The organism is Undibacterium sp. CCC3.4, from assembly GCF_034347425.1.
In the GTDB taxonomy this organism is placed as follows: Bacteria; Pseudomonadota; Gammaproteobacteria; order Burkholderiales; family Burkholderiaceae_D; genus Undibacterium.
In genome coordinates this window covers 3,453,098-3,470,213 of sequence record NZ_CP133779.1, presented here as the reverse complement: position 1 = coordinate 3,470,213, position 17,116 = coordinate 3,453,098, and the positions used below count along the sequence as shown (strand labels likewise).

Genomic DNA, 17,116 nt, shown 5'->3' with positions numbered 1-17,116 from the left:
GATACTTCAGGCTTGTCCATAAATATGCGGTTTTTTACCGCGGAAGTGATTGAGCTTGCCGCACTGAGAGGCGACGATGCGCGCCCAATGAAATGCTCGCAGCGGCTTGAAGACCAGCAAACCAAGGGCCAACAGCGCGGCCAACACAGCTTGCAGCAGCGCGCGCAGCACCAGGTACGCGGCGCGGCGACGCGGCTGTGCCGCCATTGCCAGCTCGGTGCGCATGAATAATTGCCCAGTCCGAAACGACCTCTGTAATAACCAGCGCGCGCTGGCGCGTTCCAGCGGCACTTGTTCACTGACTGCCGCTTCATCGCACCAGACCATGCCGGCACCAGCGGCCAGCAAACGGCGAAACAACATGGTATCTTCGCCACCACTATTGCCATACGCCGTGTCAAACGGCCCATTACCATCAACGCTGGGTGCCAGAGCTGCACGCCGCAGCAAGACATTACCGCTGCGGGCATTTTTATCGTCAATGCGGGTACCGCTAGGCATACGCGCGCGCTCAAAATATCCGCCCCGACGTATCCACTCCGGCACCCCATCTTGATACTCCGGCACTACCGGTGCGAATACCACATCGGCCGCATACTGCTGTTGTACTCGCAATAATTGCTCCAGCCAATCCGGCTGCGGACACTCATCATCGTCGATCAAACACAAGTATTGGCCACGGGCGGCGGCGATCACGGCATTCCGCGCCAACGAGATATTCGATACGCTCAGGGTGAGACTGGTCAAGCGTTGCGGGAAGCGCGCAGCGAACTCGGCCAACACCGAGGCGGCCGACTGTTGCGCATCATTATCGAGCACCACCACTTCGAAGCGCTGCGCTGCCAAGTTTTGCGCGAACACGGCAGTGAGTAAGCGCGCCAACAACTGCGGCCTTCGATAAGTGCAAATGCACACACTGAGCTCAGGCATGCGGCTTCACTGGCACGGCAGCGCGTCTGAAAAACGGCAAATAATTCCACCAGCGGCGCACGCGCGACACTTCTTCATGCTGGTTGTAAATCGTGCCGATCACCGCCACACCAGCACTCTGCATTTCCTCTTTCAATCCACGCAAATCAGAGAACAAGCTGCGGTCTTTCTGTGCCACTAACAGTACTGCCCCCACTTGATGCGCCAACATTTGCGCATCCGAAGCCGCCGCGGCACTGTGACTATCAAAAATTACGGCATCAAACTGTTCATGACAGCCTAGCAGTAACTCGCCGATGCGCGGTACCCGCAGAATTTCCAAAGGATTCGGCACGCGTGGGCCGGCCGGTAAAAACTGTAAATTCGGCAGCAAAGGAATCAAAGCGGCCGACAAGGGAATGCGGCCGGCCAGAACCGATGACAAGCCATCAGGCGTGGGTAAGGCAAACAATTCATGCAAATTACCCGAGCGCATATCGGCATCGACCAGTAAAGTGCGCCGACCGAGCTGCGACAAGGCGATCGCCAAACTGGCTGCCATATAGGTCTTGCCTTCGCCAACACCGGCACTCACCAAGGCAATCCGAATTTTTTCGCTGGCACTGAATTTGAGCAACAACTCGCTGCGCAAGCGGCGAATTTCTTCGGCTTCGCGCGAGAATGGCGCATGAAAAAAGCGCAGCTTGGGATCGGCCACACCAGTTAACAATTCAGTCCCACCAAAACCGAACTGTTCGCCCAGCGCCGCGTCGATCTCGGTTTGCGTCAATAAACCAAGGCTCAGAGCCGCATCACCGAAACGCATTTTCTTTTGCTGCTGTTGGGCGAAAATTTGCTCTACTTGGTCCGCACTGAGGCGTCCGCGCTGCAGAAACAAGTCCCCTAAGCGACCGATTTTGAGCGGTGCCGGATTTTCTGACGGCGCTGATTTTTCCGACTCAAACATGTGAGCTCCCCGCCCGCGCTACACTGGCCACCGGCCCGGTTTCAATGAAGCCGACCTGTGCCATCACCGGCACATCGAATTCACGTTCCAAGTCTTCCACACAGCGCACCCGTCGTTTTAATAATTCCAGTAAAAACGCGACACTCAAACCGAACAGCAAACCGCCGAACAAGCCGAAAATAAGATTATTCCTGAGCAAGGGCTTGGCATGTTTTTCGGGTAATTCGGCCCATTGCATAACGGTGGCATCGGAAATCGAGACATTACTGGTCATCAACAATTCATCGAATTTCTGGATCGCGGCATTGTAAATTTTCTGTACGCTGTCGAGCTGGCGTTGATACGAACTGATCACATCGCGGTGCTTTTTATTTTCAAAAGTTTTTTTCTGATAGCCAGCCAGTGATTGCTCCAACACTTTTTCTTGTTGCGCCAAACGGCCATCGACGGCTTGCATGGTATTGAGCACCGTACCCGATTCGCGCTGCAGCTTGGCCTGTAAGGCCAGTCGTTCCTCTTCAATCGCCAGATAACGCGGATGATGCACCCCCAAGGTACTACGGGCATTAGCCATCTGGGCATCGAGTGAAATCAGCGCCGCCTTGAGGCCGGAAATATTACCAATGCCAGCCACTTCCGGCAAATCCGAGCTCAGATTCCCATGCTGCGTCAACTGACTGAGCGAACGTTGCTTGGACTGGGCATCGATGCGCTGTATCTGAATATCGAGTAAATGCGCGCTCAAGGCCGTCATTTGGCGCGATTCCAGATCGACACGCTCATCGAGATCGACGATTTGGTATTCCTGCTGGTAGGCGGTGAGTTTCTTTTGAATATCATCGATTTGTCGGCTCAGCGATTCAAGCTGGGCATTGTATTGATCTTTCCGTGCGCGTGCCGGCGCATTCATCATTTCCAGCGACAAACTGATATACGCTTTGATGATCGCATTGACGATCTCTTTGGCACTCTGCGGGTTGGCGGCCGAATACTGGATCGCAATCACCCGACTGTTCTTATGCGGCACGACTTCGACATTCTTGCTGATCGACTCGGCCAGCGCGCGCAAACCACGCTGCTCGCCGAAGCGTGCCGTCAAATGACGGCTCTCTTCGCTATCTTGCAGGCGCAAACTATCGATCACGCGCTCGGCCACTTGCACGCTCTTGATCACATCAAATTGAGTTTCCAAATAACTTTCATCCTGCAGCGGATGAAACTGGCGGCCACTGATAGGATCGTTCATCCGATAATCGATGAAAATATCGGCCGTCGCCACATAGGTTTTAGGCAGAACCAAACTGACCACGCCGGCGATCAGCACGGCACCGGCCGTGATCATAAAAATCAGTTCGCGCCGCGCCCGCAGCATGGCACCAATCTGCGTGAAAGATAAGATCAACTCACTTGAAGAACTTCGCATCGTCACGTTTAAAAAATCCGTTCATTAATAAACACCACATCACCCGGCAACACCACGTCGGTAATCCGCGCCGAGATCTCTTTGATTTGGCCATCGAGCGCTTTGCGATGAATCACGATGCGCGAATTCGAGCCGCGTTCGGTCATGCCGCCGCCAATCGACAACACCCGCATCACATTGAGCTCGTCTTCCATCGGATACATGCCGGGACGGCGCACTTCGCCATACACATAAAAATTCTTTTGCTGTCCGACGATAAGCACATCGTTTGGTAAAATTTTCGCAATGAACTGTTCTTGGTTCTTTTCATCGTCAAAATCGAGCCGAATACTGGCAAATTGCGCCAATTCGGTCTGACCATCGACACCGGTACGACGCAAAATACGCAAGTATTTATCGGCTCGCGGCGATACCCCGCCAGCCAAGCTCAGGGCATCGAGTACTGTGATCGAACCCTGCAAAGGAAAGCGACCGGGACGCAGCACTTCACCGAGCACAGAAAAACTGCGACTGATTTGCTGACCGAGTTTGACGGCGACTTTAGGATTAAGCAAATACTGGCCCTGCAACAGACGATCGGCAAACAAATTGGCGATCTCACTGGCCGTTTTCCCTTTCACCATCAGCGTACCAACCAAGGGCAGGCTGATACTGCCATTGGTCCCAACTACCACGTCTGCGCCAAGATCCGGCTGACCGAATACCGTGATGAGCAATTGGTCCCCTTCGCCGGCGACATCAAACCCGGCATCGGCCGCGGCGAACTCCGCCGCTGCAGCGCTTGGTTTCGATGGCAACTTCATGAGCTGACTGTCGGCCTTCAAGTGCGTCGACGCCTGTTCACTGCTGGCGCCACTGTTTTGCGCCATTACCGGCGACATCAGCACAAACAAGCACACCCACAGCAGGGACCAGCAAGAGGATTTCGACGTCAACATCATAAAGGCTTCACGCTCATTGAAATTCAGACAAGTAAAGGAAACAAGGTATTTTATCGCGGCAGACTAAACAATTTGCAAATTTTTGTCATATGTACAAACATTTGATCTCAAGAACCAACAAAACGCGAGGAATAGTTGCATTGTTGAAAATCACGTGGCAAATCGACCGCTGCAGCAAAGAAAATTAATACGGCATGGGCATAATCATGCCACATAACAATTCTTCACTATTAATAAATTGTCTCTAAGTGCAAGCTACGTTAACATTGCGCTAATTGAATGAAAGATACAGCATGACACTTCCTCTGCCCACCACAGCCACCACAGCCACCACAGCAGCACCGATCACCATCGTCAAGCTGGTGATCATCGCACCAGTCCGCGATGAAGCGGATCTGATACGACTGACCCTCGACTCCATGGTGGCACAAACCGTGCGGCCGGTCGAATGGATCATCGTCGATGATGGCTCGCGCGATGACACCGCCGCCATTGTGCAGGAATATGCCGAACGCTATGATTTCATTCGCTTGGTGCAACGCCCGGACCGCGGCTTTCGTAAAGTCGGCGGCGGCGTGGTGGCCGCCTTCAAATTCGGCATCACACAAATTACCCACAGCGATTATGAATACATCGCCAAACTCGATGGCGACATGTCCTTCGGCCCGCGCTACCTCGAGCTGATGTTCGCTCAGTTTGCTGCCGATCCCAAGCTCGCCGCCGTCTCTGGCAAAGTGTTTCGGCCCGAAGTCGGCGGTGCGGTGGAAGAATTGACCATCGACGAGCATGTGGCCGGCCAATTCAAACTATACCGCCGCAGCGCTTTCGAAATGATCGGCGGTTTCGTCGAAGAAGTGCTGTGGGATGGTATCGATGTCCATACCGCGCGCATGATGGGCTGGCATACCCGCAGCTTTCATCACCCCGAGGCGATCCTGACACATCACCGCTTGATGGGCTCATCCGACCGCAGCGTTTACCGCGGCCGACTGCGCTGGGGGCGCGGCATCTGGTTCATGGGCTATCACCCGCTGTATGCCTTGGCCTCAGGAATTTTTCGCATGCGTGAAAAACCACTGATCATCGGCGGCTTGCTGATCATTGCCGGCTACTGTGGTGCCGCCCTGCGCCGCGCGCCGCGTTATGAGAATGCGCCATTCCGCGCCCACCTGCAGAGCTGGCAACTCAATCAAATCAAACGCTTGTTATTCAAAAACACCGCCCAAAATACCGATAAATAAGACCGCTGCCATGCTCAATTCTCCGTCACCAGGTAACGCCACCCAGCCGGTTCACTTGCTTTCCGTGCTCACCGGTCTGGCCTTCGGCGTGGCCGTGTGCCTGACGCTGATCGCGATTATTTTCAATGTCGAGCATGTCGACGCCGAAGTCTTCGGCGGCCGCATTTTGATCGCCGCCTTGACCAGCATTATTGTCTTTTCCAGTCATCGCCTGCTCAATTCCCTGCAAGACAGCCGCGTTGTTTCTTTATTCCCGAAGCTGACTTGGCGCTGGTTCATCGTCTTCATGGTCGTGCTGCTGACGGCTTATGTAGAAAAAACCTCAGAACAATTATCGCGCAAGGTGATGCTGCTATGGCTGCTGTTGACGCCGTTTTCCCTGATGCTGACGGCACTGCTGATACGGACTACCGCCGGCCTGTACTACTCGAATCCGGCGCGCCGCCGTAAAGCCATCCTGATCTGGTCGAATTCCGCTTGTGCCGAGTTAGTCAATTCCTTACGCAATACACCGCTGGCGGCGGTCGATGTGATAGGTTTTTTCGATAATCGCAACACCTCGCGACCACCGAGCAATCTGCCGCGCCTCGGCGACCTCGAAGATGCGGCCGAATGGATGATTGACCCGGAAAGTGGCAAGATCAAGGTTGACGTGGTTTTCATCGGCATGAACACGCGCGACCCGGAAGAACTCGGTGAAATCCTCGAAATTCTCTACGACAGCACGGTGACCACCTATTTTGTGCCGGAATCGCTGATCTTCGGCATGCCCGGCATACAATTGCGCGAATTAGCCGGGCGGCCGGTACTGGCCTCGATAGAAACGCCGTTCATCGGTCTGGCCGGACTTCCCAAGCGCGTCCTCGACTTCATCGGTGCCACCATCGGTTTGATCTTGCTCGCCCCGGTGTTACTGGCAGTCGCCATCGGCGTGCGTATGAGTTCACCGGGGCCGATTTTTTTCCGCCAAGTTCGCTACGGTATCGCCGGCAAACCGATCAATGTGTATAAATTTCGCAGCATGAAAATCGAACCGGAAGACGTGCCGGTGATTCAAGCTACCGTTGGCGATACCCGCGTGACCAAGTTCGGCAGTTTCATTCGCAAAACTTCGCTCGATGAATTGCCACAGCTATTCAATGTCCTCAGTGGCGACATGAGTTTGGTCGGACCGCGCCCGCACGCCGTCGCGCACAATGAGTTGTACCGCAAATTAGTCAATGGCTATATGTTCCGGCATAAAATCAAACCTGGCATCACCGGTTGGGCCCAAGTTAACGGCTTACGCGGCGAAACTGAAACGCTGGAAAAAATGCAGGCACGGGTCGATTATGATCTGTATTACCTGCAGCACTGGTCGATTTGGCTCGACATCGTCATCATCTGGCGCACCGTAAAAGTGGTATTCGGCGACAAAAACGCTTACTGAAGCGCGCCGGCCTCAGCGCGCCTTGATCCGCCGCAACCAGCTACCGAACGGCGAGTGTTTCAGACCATGACGAGCTTGCCGATACCGTCCCTGCGCTTGTGCCAACATGGCAGGGGCAGAAACCGCGCCCTCACACAAGGGTTCAAAGCCACTGGCAAAGCGCTGTTTGTAGGCTTGCTCACCACGCCCCAGATCGACCACTTCGATACCGCGCTCGGCCGCGGCCCGCGCACAGCCGGCCAATAACATCAAACCCGGTGAAAATTCAGCATACGCGGTGTCATACCAAGGAAACCAGTAATGTAAAACCTGGCCGGTACGCAACCCAAAATGCGCGGCAATCAGGGTATCCCCAGCATGCAGGGTCGATAAAATACCAGCAAATTCAGGCTGTCGATGCGCATGTAAATGATCGATTACCGTGCGTATCGCCGGCTGCGCAAACAAATCATGCGCGGGACCGAGCGTGCGCACGAATTGCTCAGATTTTCCACGCAACAGCGCCGTGTAATCGGTCGCGCTGTCAGCATCAAAACAAAAACGCAGCGCCCCGAATTTTTTTGCCAACTTGCGTTCGGCCGTTTCTATTTTTTTTAACAGCGAGGCCTCGCGCGTCGCTTGCAAACGCTCGGCATAGGCAGCAAAGCCGCCACGCAGATCGAGCGTGAGCGAGCGGCTATGCTCCCACGCGCCAGCGGCAAACTCAGTGCGCGCCAGCGGCATATGATTGAAACCCATGTAGTGCACGCGCATGGCAGTCAGCATGGCCGACGGCGACAAGCGCAAGCCATTGGCACATATCGGCCCCTGATAATCGGTCAAGCCGCCGCCTACCGGTGCGGCACACCAGCGGCCCTCCAATTGATACGGTAAGACCGCCGCCAACTTACCGGCCTGTTCGATCAGTAACAGGCGCAGCTGCGCGCCGCCCTGGGCGACCGCGACGGTATAATCGGGATGGTAATACGGACTGCGGTACAAGGCTTGCTCGTTCAATAACTGCAACCATGCCGAGCGTACGCCATGGTCGAGTTCGGCGACCGAAATCACGCTATACCGCATCGTTGGCCTCGTGACTGAGATAAAATTCTTGCAAACTCTGCTGCAAGCCGACATCGATAGTTTGCTCGACTACGGCCGACAGACGACTGTCGGCAACCGGTTCGAACACAAATAATTTATACACATCGGCCAGCCGTAACTGCATAGGATTGACGCTCAACATCCAAACATCACCGCCTTCATCAGCCCTGGCCCACCAAGCTGTCACGTGGCTGCCGCTGGCTTCGGCTTGCACCACCCAACCGGCTTCGAGCATGCGCTGCATCACAGCAGAAATCTCATCAAGGCCGAAATACGTGGCGGCCCGCAGTTGCGCCGTGCTGAGTAAGGCCGAACCGGCACGCGTGCGGGCGCGCGTCAACTCAATGAGCAAGCGCATCGCATCGGCGAAGGCACTACCGGGCGTGGGTACATGCCACCAACGTTCAAACTTTAAGATCGGCAACACCGCTGCCAGCACGGCCCCAACCAAAGTAATGAGCCAGGATAAATATATCCAGAGCAGAAAGATCGGCACCGCCGCCAAAGCTCCATAGACGATGGTATAAGTAGGAAAATGCGCGACAAAAACAGCAAAGCCACGCTTGGCAATTTCGAACGCCGTGGCCGCAAACAAACCGCCGCAAGCAGCATCGCGCCAGTCTATGCGCCGGTTCGGCACAGTCAGATACAATAGCGTGAAAGCACCTGTGGTAACGGCAACCGACACCAAGGTATAAAACACCGCCCCCAGAAAAGGCACGGCACCGACAACACCACTGGTAGCAGTAAACAAATACGACGTCAGCGAAATCGATACGCCAATCAAAAACGGCCCGAGCGTGACGATGGCCCAATATACCAGCACACGTTGGAACAGTGGCCGGGCGCGCTTGACTTGCCAAATCTGATTGAAGGATTTATCAATCATCGCCATCGTCGCGATCGCCGTCAATATCAAGGCACCGCCACCGACGGCGGACAAGCGCGTTGCCTTGGTGGCAAATTGCGTCAGGTAGCCAAGTATGGTGTTAGCTATGCCTTTAGGCATCAGATTCTGTACAAAATACGCCTCCAGCGAGGTGCGGAAGGTATTAAACAAGGGAAAGGCGGTAAAAATCGCCAACGCGACCGTCAAAATCGGCACCAACGCCAACACCGAGGTAAACGTTAAACTACCGGCAACCTGCGGTAAGCGGCCGTCGCGCAAACGTTGCAAGACGAATTGTAAGAGTTTGGGTAAATGTTTCCACGACATGCCATGCATAAAAATCTTCACTGAAAAGTAGCAAACGCTATTTTACTGATAGCGGAGTAATAAAGCCCCATATAATCTTGGCTTGACCAGAAAAAAAACACCACTCCATGCCCCGATCTGAACTGACGATACTCGTTTTATACTACTCACGCCACGGCAATACGCAAAAAATGGCCGATTTGATAGCACAAGGAATCAACAGCGTACCTGGCTGCGAAGCCCGCTTGCGCACCGTGCCGGCCGTTTCCAGTCAGATCGGCGGCAGTGCCGCGGCCATACCCGAGAGCGGCCCGCCGTATGTCGAGTTATCTGACCTCAGCGACTGCGCCGGCTTGGCCTTGGGCTCACCTACGCGCTTCGGCAATATGGCGGCAGCGATGAAATATTTTTGGGATGGAACTGCGGCCGACTGGCTCAGCGCCACCTTGGCAGGAAAACCGGCCTGTGTCTTCACTTCCACCGGCAGCATGCATGGTGGCCAGGAATCAACCTTGCTGAGCATGATGCTGCCACTGTTTCACCACGGTATGATGTTGCTCGGCCTCCCCTACAGCGAAGCCGCCCTGATGACCACCAAGACCGGCGGCAGCCCTTATGGTGCCAGCCACTGGGCCGGCTTGGATGGCAAAGAAGTTATTTCCGACGACAGCCGCGAATTGGCGATTGCGCTCGGTCGACGTTTGGCGCAGACCGCACTGCGCCTGCATGAACCGGCGGCGCAACGATGATCAGCCAAGGCCAACACAGATCCCACCTGCTCGCTTGCGCCAGTTTGGCCACCCTGTTGTTACTGTGCTTAGCGTGGGAGTTATGGCTGGCACCGCTGCGCCCGGGCGGCTCATGGATGGCACTCAAAGCCCTGCCCTTGTTACTACCCTTGCGCGGCGTGATCAAAAAAGACAATTACACCATGCAATGGACCTCGATGTTGATTTGGCTCTATTTCATCGAAGGTGTGGTGCGCAGCTACAGCGATACCAAGCCGGTATCGATCTGGTGCGCGGCGCTGGAACTGGGCTTGTCCCTCGTGTATTTCGGCAGCGTACTGGTATATTTACGGCCACTGAAACGGGCTGCCAAAGCCTTGGCGAAACAACATGGATGAATTTCTCTCAGCCTGCCGTGCTTTAGTCGGCAGCAACTATTTACTGCGCGACCAAGTCGATGTCCTGCCCTATGAAACCGAATGGCGTCAGCGCGTACGCGGCAAAGCCTTGGCGGTCATCCTGCCGGCCACGACCGCAGAAGTGGCTGCCATCGTGGTCCTATGTGGACGCTTTGGCGTTGCCATCGTGCCGCAAGGTGGTAATACCGGTTTGGTGCTCGGCAGTATCCCCGACCAAAGCGGCAGCGCCATCATCCTCTCGCTCAAACGCATGCACGCGATCCGCGCCATCGATAGCGTCAACAATACCATGATCGTCGAAGCCGGCTGCCTGCTCGAACACGTGCAGCAAGCCGCGGCCGCGGCCGGACGTCTGTATCCGCTGGCACTGGCATCGCAAGGTAACTGCACCATAGGCGGCAACCTCGCCACCAACGCCGGCGGCACTGCCGTGCTGCGCTACGGGAATGCGCGCGAACTCTGCCTCGGTTTGGAAGTCGTGAATGCCGACGGCAGCATCTGGCACGGCCTGAAAGCTTTACGCAAAGACAATACCGGCTATGACTTGCGCGACCTCTTCATCGGTGCCGAAGGCACGCTGGGCATCATCACCGCTGCCGTACTTAAGCTGTATCCGCAAGCACGCAGCAGCAGCACCGTACTGTTGGCACTGGCCACCCCAAGCGACGCCTTGGCCATGTTGAATCTGGCGCGCAGCACGCTCGGTGCCACCCTCAGCGGTTTTGAATTGATCGCCGACTTTTGTCTGACCTTGGTGGAAAAACATTTCCCCTCCCTGCATACGCCATTTGCACAACGCCACCCTTACTATGTACTCTTGGAAATCTCCGACCATCAAGCCCAACCTCAGGCCGGCCATGCCATCGAAGCGCTGCTCGAACTAGCGCTGGCACAAGGATTGATCGCCGATGCCGTGCTGGCCAGCTCAATCGCCCAAGCGCGCAACTTGTGGGCGCTGCGCGAAAATATTTCGCTGGCACAGGGTACGGAAGGAAAAAATATCAAACACGATATTTCCTTACCGATTTCTGAAATTCCCGCCTTCATCGAGTACATGGCAACGTGCTTGGAGCAGCATTATCCGGGCTGCCGCACGGTGTGTTTCGGCCATATGGGAGATGGTAATTTACACTACAATATTTCCGCTCCCGAGCACGTCGACAAGCAAGATTGGCTGACCCAGCAAGCCGCTATCAACCGTCTCGTGCATGATCAAGTCGACCGCATGCATGGTTCGATTTCGGCCGAGCACGGGCTGGGCAGCCTCAAGCGTGAAGAAATCAAACGCTACAAGTCAGACACCGAACTCGCACTCATGCGCGCCATAAAAATGGCACTTGATCCGCAGAACTTGATGAATCCGGGGAAAGTACTTTGACATCCTCCCCGCCCTAAAGAGGCTGTCGCAAAAGGGTAGTGAGTCGGTATCATTACCCTGACTGGTGGCCACGTCATTCCTGCGCGCTTTTGGCAGGAACCCAGCGGCGTTCGTGCTTAACTGAAAATGCCAGAAATTGTGGCATTTTCAGTGTAAAAAACGACGCTGGGTTCCCGCCAAAAGCATGCGGGAATGACGAGGCTGTGGCATGCAGGAATGACGAGGTATGCGGTGTTTCAGGTGTAAAAAACGTCCATCAGGCTTTTGCGACAGCCTCTGAGGAGACAGGGTTTTTCGCTCAATTCCGGTAAGCCACATGCGCCGGCTGTCTCGCCCCTGTCTTACCCCGTCACGGCCGCCGCAGCAAATGCAGTTGCGCACTCGCGTTCCCGCTCAATAAATAGCCGCCAAACAGGTGCTGTCCGCTCGAATCGGCAGCGGGATGCACCAGGGCGTAGCCCAGCATGCGCCCATTTTCATCCACCAGCGCCAGCACCGGCGTCGTGCCATGCTCGGACGCCAAGCTGCCGAAGACGCGCACGAAGCGCGCATCGTCCTTGAGCACATTTTGCTCAACTATTTGCCCGACTGCCGGAAGCCATGCATTGAGCGATATCACTTGCCCCAATTGCTCGCGCACCCCGGCATACACAGGATCGGCAAACACACTGAGTTTTTGGGTGCGCGCTTGTTCTATCACCGTTTGCAAGCGCAGCGGTTCCGGATACAGCAGTTCCAACTGCTCGGTATCGCGCACCGCCAACTCCATGGCCAATACCGCCAATTGCCGCTGCCACATTTTTCCGCCCAAGGGTTTGAGCGCATACAACTGGACCACCAACATCAGCACCAGCAAGCCCACCAAACCGCAGCGCGTCCAGCCTTGCCGACTGCTCAGCCAAGCGCGCCACTGCGGCAAACAGAGCAAGCACATGGCCGCCCACGCCATCAGTACCGGCGTGGTATAGCGCTGTGACAGTGCAGTTTGGTCACCGAATAACAAGCGTCCGCCGGCAGTGCCGACCGCACTGGCACACACATAAGCAAGGAAAAACAACAGTGCCAACGGCACCGCTGCCGGCGCGCGACTGCGCCAAGCCTGCCAAGTAAAACGCAGTGTGAGGCCTAACAAGACTGCTCCCATAATACTGGCGAAGGCACGACCGAGGTATCCTTTGAACACCAGATAATGAAACGGGCTGCCGAGGTAAAGGCAGACATAATGCAGCGCATCGAGCGGATGTGCGAGCAAAGTCTGCAGCGGCGAACTATGATCGCTCGGTGCGGAAAAACCATGAAAATACAGCCAACTGCACAGCAGTGCCAGCAGCGCCAAAACAGCCACCCGCCAGGCGCTCTGGCGCAGCCACAGCGCATACAACGCCAGCAAGGGCAAGGCCAGCACACCATTGGCCATCGCCCCCAAGGCCAGCACACCGAGTACGCAAGCGAGCACAAACCAGACGCGCCCGCGTTGTACCGACACAGCCAGTGCATACAGCGCTGCCAGCGGTAACAACTGCGCGAGGATGAACTGGCTCTGAAACGGCGAAGTAAGATTATCCGATTGCGTCCACAAAAATAACCATGCCGTCAGTAGCCATGCGAAGGCACGCTCAATTGGCGACAGCGGCGCAGGCCCACACAAGTCCTTGAGCATGCGCCAGAACAGCGCGGCCGTGGCCAGCACCAGCAGATAATTGACCGCGATCAGAAAGATATACTGGCCACCGAACAAACGTTCATCAAGCCAAAACAAGAGCCGCGATAAAACAATGCGATGTTCATTGTGTTGCGCCCACCAAGCACTGTTATCACCCTCATTGAGCGCCGCCATGAAACCGATCACGCCATCCCACATATCCCACCAAGGAATCGCGGTATAGCCACGTACCCCGCCGATGAACGCCAACAACAGCATGATCCCAGCATAGGCGGCACTATAACCCAGCCAACTCGGTGCGGACTGATCGACAACCGGGATGGCTGCGCCGGCTGGCGCTTGCTTGCGCCGCCTCATCGCAGTGGCTCCGCGCGAAACGAGCCATAGCGGTGACCAAGATAACTGGTCAATACTGGCACCGCAATCCCGATCGCATGGGCTGCCGCCGGTGCCAGCCAGCGTAACAGTGCCACGCTGATCAAGTAGGTTTGTAAAATCGCTAAGCCATTGACCACGATGAAAAACAGCAACGAGTGCGATAAAGTTTGCCGACTATCCGTAAACACCAGGTATTTTGCCAAGATAAAGGCCAGCAACATGCCACATACATAAGCGAGCAACACGGCAGCAGCGAAATCGACCCAGCGGTTAAAGACAATACGGGCACTGAAATTGAGCAGTGCTGCCAAACCGCTGCACAGCAGGAATAAGGAAAACTGCTTGGTATGACTACGCGCCTTCATGAGAACACCGTGCGCGCAAGTTCTCGACCGAAGGCGATGCTTTCCGAAATACCGCGATCTTCCGGGTAATAACATGAGGTATCAGCCAGCCACAAACCGGATACGCTAAGCTGTGGCAAACGCTGTAAATACCCGGGTTCGCACAGCGGTTGCGCATACCGGTAACGGCTGGCACGCATTGCCAGAAAATCTTCGTCGACCAAAGCCGGATTAATTTTTTTCAAATAGCGGCGTACTTTATCGAGAAACACTTGATCCGGTTCGGCGAATTTTTCATGTTCGCCTGGCATGTAAAAGGGCACGTAAACCACATGCCCATCAAGCGCTCGCAAATTACTGTATTCAACCAGACCCGGAATATCCATCTCTTCATCATTCGTATTGAGCCAAAAATTGTCACTCACGGCACGCCGTAATTTGACAATCACACATACCACAGCCATGTTTTTGAGCGCCCGTAGCTGCGTCAGCACCGCTGCCGGCAAATCGGGTATCAGTGCCGGCACATGTGGTAAGGGAATCGTGCTGATCACTTTTTCAAATGCGAAAAATTGTCCTTGCGATTCCACCCCGCGCACGCCATCAGCATCGAGCACGACGCGGCTGACTGCCGAGCTCAAACGGATCTCACCGCCATGCCGCTCAATGTCGCGTCGCATCGCCTGCAGCAAGGTTTCCGAACCACCGTCGAGATAGCCGAGCTGTTCGGCAAACAAACTGCGGCGCGAACGAGCAATACGCCGAATCCGGCTCCAAATCCAAGCGGCCGAGACGTCTTGGCTGTATTGATAAAATTTGTATTCAAACAACCGCCGCCACAACACTTCGTACGCTTCTTCACCTACCCATTTTTTCAACCAAGGGATGGCATGCACGCAGTCCAGCGTTTGCCACGTATCACGCTTGCTGGCTGAATAGACATGCCAGCCGTAACGAAATTTAGCGAGCATACTCAAACCCCGAAAACGCAGCAAAGCCAGCGGATTCCCCCATGCTTGCAAACGGTTTTGATACCAGTAAGCCATGCGGGTCGTCACCCAATGCAGACGATCGGCCAGACCGAGTTCGCTCAACATGCCCAAGAAGGCGGCATCAGAGGTGCAATGGAAATGGTAGTAGCGCTCGATACGTAGTCCACCGAAGTCGAAGGCGGCGCTCATGCCACCGATACGGTCATCGGCTTCGTACACGACCGGACAATGACCGTCACGTGCCAGTTGATATGCCACTGCCAAGCCCATAGGACCGGCCCCCAGTACGGCGATACGTGCTGCCATATTAAAACTCCAGAATAATGTGACTGTAGCGGCGGTCGTTGAAGGTTTCATCAATCGCCAGTGCAAACGGTGTCGCCGGCACGCCAAACAGGCTGGGCCAATCGATGACTTCGAAGCGGTCGCGAGTACAGAGTGCGGCTAATTGCTGCGTCGTGAATGGCGGATTACGATCAAACCAGGCCCACAAGCGCAGCAAAGCATGAAACACGCGATACGGCAGTCGGCACAGTAGCGTGCGGCTGCCGGTGACCTGCCGAATCCGGCGAATGATATCGATGTAATCGATGTTTTCTTGTCCCGAGATATTGTAAGTGCCGCTTAACTCCGGTTTTTCAAGGCAGCGCACGATGATGCGGCAAAAATCAGCGGCATACAAAGGCTGGCGCAGATAGTGCCCATGACCGGGAATCGGAAACAGCGGCACGCGGCGCATGAACCGGGCCAGCCAGCCCAGATGTTTGCGGTCGAACCAGCCGAACATCAGGGTCGGCCGCAAGATGGTGCAAGCCAGGCCGCTGGCGCGCACCAACTGTTCCTGCGTGCGCTTACTGCGGGTATAAAAATCATCTGCAGCCGAATTGAGCACGGAAGAACTGATATGTATCAGTTGCACGTTTGGATAATGCTTGAGCAAAGCCAGAATCAGGCGTGTGCTGGTGATGCTATTGCGCGTGAATTCAGTTTCAAGCGTGCCCCCTATTTGCGCTTGCAGCATCACCAAGGCAGCCGCCCCCTCTACATGTCGCTGCCACTCCCCAGCTTGCGCCAGATCGGCATACTCAGCCTGCACCTGCGGCTGCCATTGGCGTAGCACGGCCAAATTGGCACGATGCTTATCGAGTACCACCAGATTGCGATAGCCACGCGCGCGCAACTGCGCCACCAAATTTTGCCCCACCAGCCCGGCACCGCCGGCGAGAATGATTTTTTTATCTTGCCAATGCATCAGCAACGATCCTTCAGATATTGAGTTTATTAAAAATCGCGCGTGGCAACACTCGAATGAGCAGCATAATCAGCGCCCATTTGCGCGGCACATAAATCACGGCACGATGCTTTGCGATCCCGGCAACAATCGCATCCGCCACCTGCCCCAGCGGTGCCAAACGCACGCCACTGCGCAGCAAGTGCGCAGTCATTGGGCTGGCGGTCGGCCCCGGCTTGATCAAGACCACGTGCAAGGGGGTACCGGCAAAGCGGTGTTGCAGTCCTTCGGCATAGCGGCTCAATAAGGCTTTGGCCGCACCGTAAACATAGTTCGATTTGCGCCCGCGCTCACCGGCGACCGAGCTGATCAATGCCAAACAGCCGCCACCCTGTTGCTGCATCCGCGCCGCGAAGGCTTCGGCAAACAGCGCCGGCGAAATCGCATTGAGCAACAAGGCTTCGCGCGTCAATTGCACGTCCGCTTGACAAGCCGCTTGCAATGGCAAATTACCGTGCGCGATCAGCGCGATATCGATGGGGCCACCCTGGACTAACTCGGCCGCGCAAGCCTCGATCGCCACGACATCAAGAAAATCAAGGCAACGGCTGCTGATATCTGCGAGCGGATAGCGCAGCCGTAAATCCGCTTCCAATACCGCCAACTTTTCCGCATTGCGTCCGAGCAAGACACAGGCAGCGGCACCGCCTGCCAGCCAGCGACGCGCGCACTGACTGGCGATGGCCGAGGTGGCACCGATGATGACAATACGTGCGCGCTGATAACGTAGCATGG

At 55.5% G+C, this 17,116-nt stretch carries 16 protein-coding genes; 5 read left to right on the top strand and 11 right to left on the bottom strand.

What is annotated here, in order from left to right:
• Positions 1 to 6: 6 nt before the first annotated feature.
• Genes RHM61_RS15570 through RHM61_RS15555 form a run of 4 tightly spaced genes read right to left on the bottom strand, consistent with a single transcriptional unit; the run spans position 7 to position 4,240 of the window.
• On the bottom strand, positions 7 to 930 hold the full coding sequence (locus tag RHM61_RS15570; protein ID WP_322248208.1) for a glycosyltransferase family 2 protein: 924 nt from the start codon (positions 928 to 930) through the stop codon (positions 7 to 9).
• Positions 923 to 1,876, bottom strand: coding sequence for a cellulose synthase operon protein YhjQ/BcsQ (locus RHM61_RS15565; protein WP_322248207.1), 954 nt, complete (start codon positions 1,874 to 1,876; stop codon positions 923 to 925). The genes RHM61_RS15570 and RHM61_RS15565 overlap by 8 nt, the downstream gene beginning before the upstream one ends.
• Complete coding sequence (locus RHM61_RS15560; protein WP_322248206.1) at positions 1,869 to 3,299, bottom strand: Wzz/FepE/Etk N-terminal domain-containing protein; 1,431 nt, start codon at positions 3,297 to 3,299, stop codon at positions 1,869 to 1,871. Before RHM61_RS15560 ends, RHM61_RS15565 begins: the two co-directional genes overlap by 8 nt.
• Before the next feature lie 8 nt (positions 3,300 to 3,307).
• Positions 3,308 to 4,240: an SLBB domain-containing protein gene (locus RHM61_RS15555; protein WP_322248205.1), complete on the bottom strand. Its 933-nt coding sequence runs from the start codon at positions 4,238 to 4,240 to the stop codon at positions 3,308 to 3,310.
• A gap of 293 nt (positions 4,241 to 4,533) precedes the next feature.
• On the opposite strand from RHM61_RS15555, the gene RHM61_RS15550 reads away from it, so the two are divergent.
• Complete coding sequence (locus RHM61_RS15550) at positions 4,534 to 5,481, top strand: glycosyltransferase family A protein (RefSeq protein WP_322248204.1); 948 nt, start codon at positions 4,534 to 4,536, stop codon at positions 5,479 to 5,481.
• Positions 5,482 to 5,491: 10 nt separating this feature from the next.
• Positions 5,492 to 6,910 (top strand): undecaprenyl-phosphate glucose phosphotransferase, encoded by a 1,419-nt coding sequence (locus RHM61_RS15545; protein WP_322248203.1) that lies wholly within the window; start codon positions 5,492 to 5,494, stop codon positions 6,908 to 6,910.
• Positions 6,911 to 6,922: 12 nt separating this feature from the next.
• Here the strand turns inward: RHM61_RS15545 and RHM61_RS15540 are convergent, their stop codons facing one another.
• Together RHM61_RS15540 and RHM61_RS15535 are read right to left on the bottom strand one after the other, a co-directional pair.
• On the bottom strand, positions 6,923 to 7,972 hold the full coding sequence (locus RHM61_RS15540) for a GNAT family N-acetyltransferase (protein WP_322248202.1): 1,050 nt from the start codon (positions 7,970 to 7,972) through the stop codon (positions 6,923 to 6,925).
• A complete protein-coding gene (locus RHM61_RS15535; protein ID WP_322248201.1) occupies positions 7,962 to 9,209 on the bottom strand; it encodes a YihY family inner membrane protein in 1,248 nt (415 codons plus the stop codon). The genes RHM61_RS15540 and RHM61_RS15535 overlap by 11 nt, the downstream gene beginning before the upstream one ends.
• Before the next feature lie 107 nt (positions 9,210 to 9,316).
• Between RHM61_RS15535 and wrbA the strand changes: the two genes are divergently transcribed.
• The 3 genes from wrbA to RHM61_RS15520 are packed head-to-tail and all read left to right on the top strand — an operon-like array spanning position 9,317 to position 11,713.
• Positions 9,317 to 9,937 carry an NAD(P)H:quinone oxidoreductase gene (gene wrbA / locus RHM61_RS15530; RefSeq protein ID WP_322248200.1) on the top strand — a complete coding sequence of 207 codons (621 nt, stop codon included), beginning with the start codon at positions 9,317 to 9,319 and terminating at the stop codon, positions 9,935 to 9,937.
• Positions 9,934 to 10,314: a DUF2069 domain-containing protein gene (locus RHM61_RS15525; RefSeq protein WP_322248199.1), complete on the top strand. Its 381-nt coding sequence runs from the start codon at positions 9,934 to 9,936 to the stop codon at positions 10,312 to 10,314. The genes wrbA and RHM61_RS15525 overlap by 4 nt, the downstream gene beginning before the upstream one ends.
• The gene (locus RHM61_RS15520) at positions 10,307 to 11,713 is read left to right on the top strand and encodes an FAD-binding oxidoreductase (RefSeq protein ID WP_322248198.1); all 1,407 of its coding nucleotides are present in this window, start codon (positions 10,307 to 10,309) and stop codon (positions 11,711 to 11,713) included. The genes RHM61_RS15525 and RHM61_RS15520 overlap by 8 nt, the downstream gene beginning before the upstream one ends.
• 349 nt (positions 11,714 to 12,062) lie before the next feature.
• Here RHM61_RS15520 and RHM61_RS15515 read toward each other — a convergent pair whose 3' ends face one another.
• Genes RHM61_RS15515 through RHM61_RS15495 form a run of 5 tightly spaced genes read right to left on the bottom strand, consistent with a single transcriptional unit; the run spans position 12,063 to position 17,114 of the window.
• A complete protein-coding gene (locus tag RHM61_RS15515; protein ID WP_322248197.1) occupies positions 12,063 to 13,733 on the bottom strand; it encodes a hypothetical protein in 1,671 nt (556 codons plus the stop codon).
• Entirely contained in the window at positions 13,730 to 14,119 is a 390-nt protein-coding gene (locus tag RHM61_RS15510) for a GtrA family protein (RefSeq protein ID WP_322248196.1), read from the bottom strand. Before RHM61_RS15510 ends, RHM61_RS15515 begins: the two co-directional genes overlap by 4 nt.
• A complete protein-coding gene (locus RHM61_RS15505; protein ID WP_322248195.1) occupies positions 14,116 to 15,396 on the bottom strand; it encodes an NAD(P)/FAD-dependent oxidoreductase in 1,281 nt (426 codons plus the stop codon). The genes RHM61_RS15510 and RHM61_RS15505 overlap by 4 nt, the downstream gene beginning before the upstream one ends.
• Position 15,397: 1 nt before the next feature.
• A complete protein-coding gene (locus tag RHM61_RS15500) occupies positions 15,398 to 16,342 on the bottom strand; it encodes an NAD-dependent epimerase/dehydratase family protein (RefSeq protein WP_322248194.1) in 945 nt (314 codons plus the stop codon).
• Between the two features lie 13 nt (positions 16,343 to 16,355).
• The gene (locus tag RHM61_RS15495; protein WP_322248193.1) at positions 16,356 to 17,114 is read right to left on the bottom strand and encodes an SDR family NAD(P)-dependent oxidoreductase; all 759 of its coding nucleotides are present in this window, start codon (positions 17,112 to 17,114) and stop codon (positions 16,356 to 16,358) included.
• Positions 17,115 to 17,116: the final 2 nt, after the last annotated feature.